This window comes from Microbacterium sp. Soil_C_42 (assembly GCF_057656735.1).
Window position 1 is genome coordinate 1 of sequence record NZ_JBDGJU010000063.1, and the last position, 8,687, is coordinate 8,687.

General features: G+C 70.9%; 11 protein-coding genes. 6 read left to right on the forward strand and 5 right to left on the reverse strand.

From position 1 onward, the window contains the following. Positions 1–107: 107 nt before the first annotated feature. The 3 genes from dapE to AC3A46_RS18970 all read left to right on the forward strand — a co-directional run bounded on the left by dapE (position 108) and on the right by AC3A46_RS18970 (position 2,658). Positions 108–1,184 carry a succinyl-diaminopimelate desuccinylase gene (gene dapE, locus AC3A46_RS18960; protein ID WP_487666617.1) on the forward strand — a complete coding sequence of 359 codons (1,077 nt, stop codon included), beginning with the start codon at positions 108–110 and terminating at the stop codon, positions 1,182–1,184. Next, on the forward strand, positions 1,166–2,389 hold the full coding sequence (locus AC3A46_RS18965; protein ID WP_487666618.1) for a hypothetical protein: 1,224 nt from the start codon (positions 1,166–1,168) through the stop codon (positions 2,387–2,389). Before dapE ends, AC3A46_RS18965 begins: the two co-directional genes overlap by 19 nt. A gap of 95 nt (positions 2,390–2,484) precedes the next feature. Continuing rightward, positions 2,485–2,658 (forward strand): DUF3117 domain-containing protein, encoded by a 174-nt coding sequence (locus AC3A46_RS18970; RefSeq protein WP_019179788.1) that lies wholly within the window; start codon positions 2,485–2,487, stop codon positions 2,656–2,658. A 63-nt stretch (positions 2,659–2,721) separates the two neighbouring features. On the opposite strand, the gene AC3A46_RS18975 is transcribed toward AC3A46_RS18970, so the two are convergent. After that, a complete protein-coding gene (locus AC3A46_RS18975; protein WP_487666619.1) occupies positions 2,722–3,357 on the reverse strand; it encodes an O-methyltransferase in 636 nt (211 codons plus the stop codon). Positions 3,358–3,428: 71 nt separating this feature from the next. Here AC3A46_RS18975 and AC3A46_RS18980 point away from each other — a divergent pair, with 71 nt between their 5' ends. Then, a complete protein-coding gene (locus AC3A46_RS18980; protein WP_487666620.1) occupies positions 3,429–3,809 on the forward strand; it encodes a twin-arginine translocase TatA/TatE family subunit in 381 nt (126 codons plus the stop codon). Between the two features lie 12 nt (positions 3,810–3,821). Here the strand turns inward: AC3A46_RS18980 and AC3A46_RS18985 are convergent, their stop codons facing one another. Genes AC3A46_RS18985 through AC3A46_RS18995 form a run of 3 tightly spaced genes read right to left on the reverse strand, consistent with a single transcriptional unit; the run spans position 3,822 to position 6,825 of the window. Further along, positions 3,822–4,973, reverse strand: a complete 1,152-nt coding sequence (locus tag AC3A46_RS18985; RefSeq protein WP_487666621.1) for a P-loop NTPase — start codon at positions 4,971–4,973, stop codon at positions 3,822–3,824. Continuing rightward, a complete protein-coding gene (locus AC3A46_RS18990) occupies positions 4,970–5,497 on the reverse strand; it encodes a DUF1003 domain-containing protein (protein WP_487666622.1) in 528 nt (175 codons plus the stop codon). The genes AC3A46_RS18985 and AC3A46_RS18990 overlap by 4 nt, the downstream gene beginning before the upstream one ends. Next, complete coding sequence (locus AC3A46_RS18995) at positions 5,497–6,825, reverse strand: magnesium transporter (RefSeq protein ID WP_487666623.1); 1,329 nt, start codon at positions 6,823–6,825, stop codon at positions 5,497–5,499. Before AC3A46_RS18995 ends, AC3A46_RS18990 begins: the two co-directional genes overlap by 1 nt. 40 nt (positions 6,826–6,865) lie before the next feature. On the opposite strand from AC3A46_RS18995, the gene AC3A46_RS19000 reads away from it, so the two are divergent. Beyond that, on the forward strand, positions 6,866–7,606 hold the full coding sequence (locus AC3A46_RS19000) for a YflT domain-containing protein (RefSeq protein WP_487666624.1): 741 nt from the start codon (positions 6,866–6,868) through the stop codon (positions 7,604–7,606). Beyond that, the gene (locus AC3A46_RS19005; RefSeq protein WP_487666625.1) at positions 7,603–8,301 is read left to right on the forward strand and encodes an alpha/beta hydrolase family protein; all 699 of its coding nucleotides are present in this window, start codon (positions 7,603–7,605) and stop codon (positions 8,299–8,301) included. Before AC3A46_RS19000 ends, AC3A46_RS19005 begins: the two co-directional genes overlap by 4 nt. Here AC3A46_RS19005 and AC3A46_RS19010 read toward each other — a convergent pair. Next, a partial coding sequence (locus AC3A46_RS19010; protein ID WP_487666626.1) for a citrate/2-methylcitrate synthase occupies positions 8,277–8,687 on the reverse strand: 411 nt, incomplete at its 5' end. The two genes, AC3A46_RS19005 and AC3A46_RS19010, sit on opposite strands and share 25 nt — an antisense overlap.

An 8,687-nucleotide genomic window follows, 5' to 3' on the forward strand; every position in this document is an offset into this window, starting at 1 on the left:
CTGTGGGAGAGTAGGACACCGCCGGACACCCATTCACGGAATGGCCACCCACAACAGGGTGGCCATTCCGCGTTAACCCCCATATTCGCGCTCGGTAGACTCGAGGGATGCCGGCGCTCGACCTGTCCCTGTCTTCTGTCGAACTCACTCGCGTGATCTGCGACATTCCGAGCGTCTCCGGCGACGAGAAGACGCTGGCCGACGCGGTCTTCGCGGAGATCTCCGCGCTCGAGCATCTCGACGTGTACCGCGACGGCGATACGATCGTCGCCCGCACCCACCTGGGGCGCGCGCAGCGCGTGGTCATCGCCGGACACATCGACACCGTTCCGATCAACGGCAACGTGCCGACCAAGGACATCGATGTCGACGGGGAGCCCTATATCTGGGGCCGCGGCTCCGTCGACATGAAGGCGGGTGTGGCGGTGCAGCTGAAACTCGCCGCAGAGCTCTCCGACCCTCGGGTCGACATCACGTGGATGTGGTATGACCACGAAGAGGTCGACGCGGACCTCAACGGCCTCACGCGCCTCGCGCGCACTCGCCCCGACCTCTTCGCCGGCGACTTCGCGATCCTCGGGGAGCCGTCCGACGGTGCTGTCGAGGGCGGCTGCAACGGCAACCTGCGGGCGATCGTCCGCACCCACGGGGTGCGTGCGCACAGCGCGCGTGCCTGGATCGGCGAGAACGCGATCCACAAGGCCGCTCCGATCCTCGAGCGCCTCGCCGCCTATGTCCCGCGTGATGTCGCCGTCGAGGGCCTCGTCTATCGCGAAGGGCTCAATGCGGTGCGCATCAATGGCGGTGTGGCCGGCAATGTGATCCCGGATCTGTGCGAGGTGGAGGTCAACTACCGCTTCGCTCCGAGCCGGGACGTCGCTGAGGCGGAACGCCACGTGCGTGACGTGCTCGCAGGGTTCGAGGTGGAGGTCGTCGATGCTGCAGCCGGCGCCCGCCCGGGCCTCGACGCCCCGCTCGCGCAGGAGTTCCTGGCAGCCGTCGGCGCCGAGCCGCGGCCGAAGTACGGCTGGACCGACGTTGCCCGCTTCAGCGCGCTGGGCGTGCCCGCGGTGAATTACGGACCCGGCGATCCCCACCTGGCGCACCACGACGAGGAGCGCGTGCCCGTCGCGCAGATCGAGGCGGTCGAGCAGGGCCTGCGCGCGTGGCTGGCGAGCAGCTGACGCTGTCGCCGGTGTCTCCTCCGTCCGCGGCTCGGACCGCTGCGCGCGTCGCGGCGATCTACGTCGCCGCCAGGATCGTCACCACACTGTTCCTGTTCGCCGCCACCGAGCTCTCCGGCTTCACGTCGCGAATGGGTGCGGATGCCCGGCTGGGCGACACCGTCGTGGCGTGGGACGGTCAGTGGTACTGGCTGGTCGCGGTTTCCGGCTACCCGAGCCAGCTGCCGCTCAATGACGCCGGGCAGGTCGCGGAGAACTCCTGGGCCTTCCTCCCGATCTATCCGTGGCTCGCGCAGTGGGTCTCGGTCCCGTTCGGCCTCTGGCACACGGGCGCCCTCATCGTGTCGCTGGTCGCCGGGTACGGGGCATCCGTCGCCCTCTACTACCTGCTGCGGAGGCGGCTCGACGAGTCGGCGACGCTCTGGGCTGTGGCGTTCTTCGCGAGCGGTCCGCTCGCGGCGCTGTTCCACGTCGGGTATGCCGAGGCGCTCAACCTGTTCTGGCTGTTCTGCGCGCTGCTGGCGGTGGCGCGCCGGCGCTATGTGTGGCTGTACGCCCTGATCCCGCTGATGGCGTTCACACGACCCGGTGTGCTGGCCTTCGCCCTGTTCCTCGCGCTGTTCGGCATCTGGCGCTGGTTCACCCGCGCGCGCGAACCGTTGCGGGCACCGGAGATCGCGCACATCATCGCCGCCGGCCTCCTCGCCGCGGTGGCGGGGTTCGCGTGGCAGTTCATTGCGGGGTGGGTGACGGGGAACCCGGATGCATATCTCGTCACGGAAATGGCCTGGCGGCGCAACTGGATCCTCGGTGAGGCGACGTTCACGCCGCTCGAGCCGTTCCTCGCGGGCATCTCCTACTGGTTCGAGACGATGTGGCACCTCCCGCTCGCCCTCGGATACGCCCTCGTCGGCGGGGGACTGCTCCTCATCGCGGTCGCCCTGATCGCGCTGCCGCACGTGCGCCGGCTCGGCATCGAGATCCGCCTGTGGAGCGCCAGCTACCTCGTCTATCTCCTGCTGGTCTTCTTTCCGCAGTCGAGCATCTTCCGCCTGCTGGTGCCGCTGTCGCCACTATGGGGCGCATTCGCCGTTCCGCGCTCCCGCGCCTGGCGGATCGGCGTGCTGATCGCGTGTCTCGTGGGGCAGTGGTGGTGGATCTACAACATGTATGCCCTGGGAAGCACGAATTGGCAGGTCCCATGACGCCGGATGACGGATGCCGCTTTCCCCAGGCGTGCCCGGGGCGTCGGCCCTCACGATAAACTTGACGTGCAGACCATCGATGAAAAGGAGCCGCAATGGCAGCCATGAAGCCGAGAACCGGAGACGGGCCGATGGAGGCCGTGAAGGAGGGTCGACTCATCATCGTGCGCGTGCCGCTCGAGGGAGGCGGTCGTCTGGTCGTCTCGGTGAACGACGCTGAGGCCAAGGAGCTCTACGACGTCCTGGGGGGCGTCGTCAACGCCGCGTAGTCGCTCGTTGCGCGAACGGCCGGTCCGATCGGACCGGCCGTTCGCGTATGCGGTGCGAAGCAGTCAGGGCGTGGACACGGTGGTGAGCTGCAGCAGTCCCTCGCCCGTGATCGACAGTGCGCCGATCACTGCGGGGGAGGCCTGCGTCTCCTGGATGAGCGAGCGGTACGCGGTGGTCACGGGGTCGCGCCGCACCGGGTCGGCGACGGCCCCACCGGCCAGCACGCGGGGGACGAGCACCGTCCCGCCGGCCCGGACCAGTCGCAGACCGTGCTCGACGTACTCGATGACACCCTCGGGGTCGGCATCCACCAGCACGATGTCGTAGGACGCCTCGTTCATGCGCGGCAGCACCTCCGAGGCGCGGCCGGTGATGAAGCGAGCACGGGCCGGAGGGATCCGGGCCTCGGCGAACGCCTGGCGGGCGGCGCCGAGATGCTCGGGCTCTTTGTCGATGGTGGTGAGGGTCGCGCGGGGGGAGCCGTGCAGCAGCCAGAGCCCGGAGACTCCGGCACCCGTGCCGATCTCGACGATGTTGAGCGCCTGTGACACCGCTGCGATGATCGCGCACTGGGCGCCGATCGCCGGGCTGATCGGGGCGGCGCCGAGCTCGAGCGCATGCGCGCGGGCACGCGCGATGTGCTCCGGCTCGCTCGTCGCCTCGTCGACGAACCGCTGGTTCGCGTTCTGCTCTGCCATCGGAATCCTCCGCCGCCAGCCTACGCGGCCGTGCGGCGCTGGCCGCACAGGCACGGCGGTAATCTGAAGGCATGATCTTCGGCCTCACGATCGAGAAGCTCCTGCTGATCGGACTCGTCGCGGCACTCATCCTCGGACCCGAGCGGCTGCCCCGCTATGCCGAGGCACTCGCCGGCCTGACCAAGCGGGCGCGGACCTGGGTGACGACCGCACGGACGCGCGTGCGCGACGAGATGGGCGAGGACTTCGACGACGTCGACTGGCGCACGCTCGACCCTCGCCAGTACGACCCGCGTCGCATCATCCGTGAGGCGCTCCTCGACGACGCTCCGGTCGCGAGCATCGCGGCCGCCCAGGCGTCGTCGGCGCCCACGCCGCCGACGACGCCGGTGCGGTCGCCGTACCGCAGCCCGATCGACGGGCCGACGCCCTTCGACAGCGAAGCGACCTGATCGAGGCGCAGGTCAGCGCGGGCGGAACGGGAGCGAGCGACCCGAGAGCCCGCGCGGCGTCTGAGCCAGCGTCTCAGCGATGCCGGCGATGGCCCGCGCCGCGGGGTCGTCGGGGTGTGCGATGACCGCCGGGGTTCCGGCATCCGCATCCGTCCGCAGTGCCGGGCTGAGCGGCACCGAGGCCAGCAGCGGCACCTCGGCGTCCGGCTGCGAGAGCGCTTCGGCGACCGCGGCGCCGCCGCCCGCGCCGAACACATCGACCGTGGTGCCGTCGGGAAGCGTCATGGCGGCCATGTTCTCGACCACCCCGATGACACGCTGCCCGGTCTGACGCGCGACGACACCGCTGCGCACCGCGACGTCGGCCGCCGCCGCCTGCGGCGTCGTCACGACGAGCACCTCGGCGTTGGGCAGCAGCTGCCCCACCGAGATCGCGACGTCGCCGGTGCCGGGCGGCATGTCGAGCAGGAGCACGTCGAGGTCGCCGAAGTAGACGTCGGTGAGGAACTGCTGCACGGTGCGATGCAGCATGGGCCCGCGCCACGCGACGGCGCCGACCGGCGCGTCTGCATCGGCGCGGCGCAGGAACATGCCGATCGAGATCACCTTCACGCCGTAGGCGACGGGCGGCAGCATGAGGTCGTCGACGCGCGTCGGCTGCGGCGCGGCGCCGTCTGCCGCGACGAGCCCGAGCTGGCCCGGGATCGAGAACCCGTGCACGTCGGCGTCGATGAGCCCGACGGCGAGCCCGCGTGCGGCCAGCGCGGCGGCGAGGTTGGCGGTGACCGTCGACTTGCCGACGCCCCCCTTGCCGCTCGTGACAGCGATGACGCGGGTGAGCGTGCCGGGACCGAAGGGCATCTCACGCGCACGTCCACCGCGCAGCCGGTCGGTGAGCGCGTGCCGCTCGGCCGGCGTCATGACACCCACCTCGAGTGCGACATCCGTGATCCCGGGAACGGATGCCGCGGCCGCGCGCACGTCGGAGGCGATCCGGTCCGCCGCGGGGCAGCCCACGATCGTCAGGGCGATCGCGACGTGCGCGACGCCGTCGTCCACCGAGATGTCACGCACCATGTCGAGCTCGCCGATGGGCCTGCGCAGCTCGGGGTCGGAGACAGCGCCGACGGCAGTGCGGACGGCGTCCGCGGAGGCCGGGCTCATCGGGCGGCGCCGTCCTCGACCTCAGGGGAGCTCTCGAGCTTCTCGAGCATGGCGCGCAGCTCGCTGCGAAGGACCTCGCGCGTGACCACCTGGTCGGCGAAGTCGTTGACGGCCATGCGGAGCGCGACGACCTCGCGCGCGAGGTATTCCGTGTCGGCGAGGTTGCGCTCGGCGCGCTGGCGGTCCTGCTCGATCTGGACGCGGTCGCGGTCGTCCTGCCGGTTCTGCGCGAGCAGGATGAGGGGAGCCGCGTACGACGCCTGCAGCGAGAGGATGAGCGTCAGCAGCGTGAAGTTGGTGGCGGCCGGATCGAACTGCAGCTGCGGGGGCATGAAGATGTTCCAGCAGAGCCACAGCGCGACGAAGACCGTCATGCCGATGAGGAAGCCGGACGTGCCCATCGCGCGCGCGAAGGCCTCCGAGAAGCGCCCGAACCGGTCGCTGGAGGGCTGCGGCGCGCGCTGCAGCATCCCGGAGCGGCCGCGGGGCGCGTCCAGCGACGGCTGGCGGTTGTTGCGTGCCATCAGCGCCTCCTCCCGCCACCCTTGGCGCTGCCGAAGAGAGGCGTGCTCGCGGTCGTGGTCGGTACGGACTCGGGTGCGGGGCGTTCTCCCTCCTCGGCGTCGTGCGAGCGCCAGTCCTCGGGGAGGAGGTAGTCGAGCACGTCGTCGACGCTGACCGCGCCCACCAGGCGGTGGGCGGGATCCACGACGGGAAGCGACACGAGGTTGTACGACGCGAGGAGGCGTGCCACCTCGGCCGCCGAGGCGGTCGCCGGCACCGGGTCGAGGGTGTCGTCGATGATGGCGCCGAGCCGCTCGTGGGGCGGGTAGCGCAGCATCCGCTGGAAGTGCACCGTGCCGAGGAGTCGTCCGGTGGGCGTCTCGTACGGCGGAAGCGTCACGAAGACCGCGGCGGCGAGCGCCGGGTGCAGCTCGTGGCGGCGGATGAGGGCGAGCGCCTCGGCGATCGTCGCGTCCGCCGACAGCACGATCGGCTCGCTGGTCATCAGACCGCCCGCGGTGTCCGGCCCGTACTTCAGGAGGGCTCGGACGTCCTCCGCCTCCTCGGGCTCCATGAGCTCGAGGAACTCCTCGCGCTGATCCTCGGGGAGCTGCCCGAGGAGGTCGGCGGCATCGTCGGGCTCCATGGCGTCGAGGATGTCGGCGGCGCGCTCGTCGTCGAGCGCCTCGAGGATGTGGACCTGATCGCCTTCGGGCATCTCCTCGAGGGCGTCGGCCAGGCGGTCGTCGGGGAGTTCGTCGACGACCTCGAGCAGCCGCTCCTCGGGCAGGTCGAGCAGCGTGTTCGCGAGGTCGGCGGGGCGCAGCTCGGAGTACGTCGCCACCAGCTGCTCGGCGGACTGTGCCTCTCCGGGCACCTGGCTCTCGCGCACCGCGTCCCAGTTCGCGAACGTGGTGGGACCCTTGGCGAAGGGGGAGGCGCTCGTCTTCGGCTTGCGCAGGAACAGCTGCCCGACGTCCCACTCGCCGAGGCGGTTGCGCTCGATCGCCACGTCCTCGATCACGGCGGTTCCGGAGCCGTCGGCGAAGAACACCTTGCGGCCGAGCAGCTCCGCCATGACGCGCACCTCACCGCCGCGCTGCTGGAAGCGTCGGACGTTGATGAGCCCGGTGGTGATGACCTGGCCGGTGGCGATCGAGGTGACGCGGCCGATCGACACGAACACGTTCCGCCGGCCGGGAATCTCGACCATGAGCCCGATCACGCGGGGGGGATCGTCTTTGCGGTAGATGACGACGACGTCGCGGACCTTGCCGAGACGGTCGCCGGCGGGGTCGAAGACCGAGCACCCGGACAGGCGCGCGACGAAAACCCTCTGCGTGCTCACACGTCCCAGCGTAGTCCGCGTGCCGTGGGAGGATGGGGAGATGACCATGATGGGAGGGCGCGTTCCGCAGGGTTCCGACGCGGTCGGACCGACGGTGGCGAGCTTCGCCACGTACGAGGCGGCGCAGAAGGCGGTGTCGTCCCTCATCGCGGCCGACATCCCGGCACGCGACATCGCGATCGTAGGGCAGGGACTCCGCTCGATCGAGCGCATCACCGGCCGTCTGGGCTACGCGTCGGCGGCGCGGTCGGGCGCGGTGAACGGTCTCCTTCTCGGGCTTCTCTTCTCGGCGATCCTCGTGATCGGCTCGCCGTCGGTGCCGATCCAGGCATTCGTCGGCGTCCTGTTCGTCGGCATCGCCATCGGCATGCTGCTGAGCATCGTGGCGTACTCGTTCGTGCGCCGGCGCCGCGACTACGCGTCCGTGATGCAGGTCGTCGCCGACCACTACGAGGTCACGGTCACCGACAACAGCGTCGGTCGTGCGCGTCAGGTGCTCGGCCCCCAGACCGCCGTCACTCCTGCCGTTCCGCTCGCCCCGGCGGCGCCGCCCGCCCCCGACTCCGCCGTTCGGTCCGCCGAGCCGCCCAGGTACGGCGAGCGGGTCGCGCCCACGCCGGATGCCGAGGGCGAGCCGGGCGAAGAGGCCGCTCCCGGAGCGCACGCTGTGAGTCCCGAACCGGTCGCGCGTCCGGGGGAGTCGGCCGAGCCTGGGCCGTCGACCGACACGAGGCAGGAACACGTCGACGCGCCGCGCGCGGACGACAGCAAGAGCGCATGAACGCACACGGGGGTTCCTCGCGGATCGCCGTCGCGCTTCCGCAGGGGAACGCCGAGGTATCGGCCGACCTCGTCATGCCGTCATCGGCATGGGCGTTCGCGGCCGTGGCGCACGGTGCGGGCGCGGGGTATCAGCATCCGTTCCTCACCGGATTCGCCGACGCGCTCGCGCGAGAGGGCGTCGCCACGCTGCGGTTCAACTTCCCGTACGTGGAGGCGGGAAGGCGGATGCCAGGACCTGCAGCACACGCGATCGCGACGTGGGCCGCGGTCCACGCCGAGCTGGCAGTGCGCGCCGCGGGTGCGCCCGTGTTCGCGATGGGCAAGTCGTACGGCGGACGCATGGCGTCGATGGCGGCGGCGGAGGGTGTGATCGCTCCTGCGGGCCTGGTGTACCTCGGGTACCCGCTGCATCCGCCGGGGAGCCCCGACAAGGCTCGCACCGCACACCTGCCGGACGTGTCGCAGCCGCAGCTCTTCGTCGAAGGCACGAACGACCCCTTCATCGACCCCCATGAACAGCTCGAAGCGGCCGTCGCGTCGTGTCAGGTCGCCGAGATCGCCTGGATCGACGGCGGTGGGCACTCGTTCGATGTGAAGGGGCACAAGCGTGCGCCGGCCGAGATCGCGGCCGACCTCGCACCGATCGTCGCGGGATGGTTGCGCCGGACTCACTCCGCAGCAGGACCCACGTAACGCCCGCGCGGTCGCAGGCGCATCGGGCGTTCGTCGTACTCGTCCACCGCGTGCGAGATCCAGCCGACGATGCGTCCGATCGCGAAGATCACCGACCCGGCGTCATCGGGCATGTCGGCCCACAGGGTGAGGGCCGCCAACGCGAGGTCGAGGTTCGGACGCACGTCCGCACGGCGCGCCACCTCGTCGGCGACGGCGTCCACTGCGGCGAGGACGCGCGCGCTGCGGGGCGCGTCCCGCAGCAGCTCGAGGAGCACGTTCGCGCGCATGTCGCCCGCGGCATAGAGCGGCTGCCCGAATCCGGGAATGCCGCGCCCCCCATCGCGCACGGCGCGCGCGATCGCGGTCGACGGTGCGTCGCCGTCGCGGACGGCGCGCAGCAGCTG

Coding starts and splice junctions, on each gene's coding strand:
- dapE (WP_487666617.1), top strand. CDS start 108: ATGCCGGCGCTCGACCTGTCCCTGTCTTCTGTCGAACTCACTCGCGTG.
- AC3A46_RS18970 (WP_019179788.1), top strand. CDS start 2,485: ATGGCAGCCATGAAGCCGAGAACCGGAGACGGGCCGATGGAGGCCGTG.
- AC3A46_RS18975 (WP_487666619.1), bottom strand. CDS start 3,357: ATGGCAGAGCAGAACGCGAACCAGCGGTTCGTCGACGAGGCGACGAGC.
- AC3A46_RS18980 (WP_487666620.1), top strand. CDS start 3,429: ATGATCTTCGGCCTCACGATCGAGAAGCTCCTGCTGATCGGACTCGTC.
- AC3A46_RS18985 (WP_487666621.1), bottom strand. CDS start 4,973: ATGAGCCCGGCCTCCGCGGACGCCGTCCGCACTGCCGTCGGCGCTGTC.
- AC3A46_RS18990 (WP_487666622.1), bottom strand. CDS start 5,497: ATGGCACGCAACAACCGCCAGCCGTCGCTGGACGCGCCCCGCGGCCGC.
- AC3A46_RS19000 (WP_487666624.1), top strand. CDS start 6,866: ATGACCATGATGGGAGGGCGCGTTCCGCAGGGTTCCGACGCGGTCGGA.
- AC3A46_RS19005 (WP_487666625.1), top strand. CDS start 7,603: ATGAACGCACACGGGGGTTCCTCGCGGATCGCCGTCGCGCTTCCGCAG.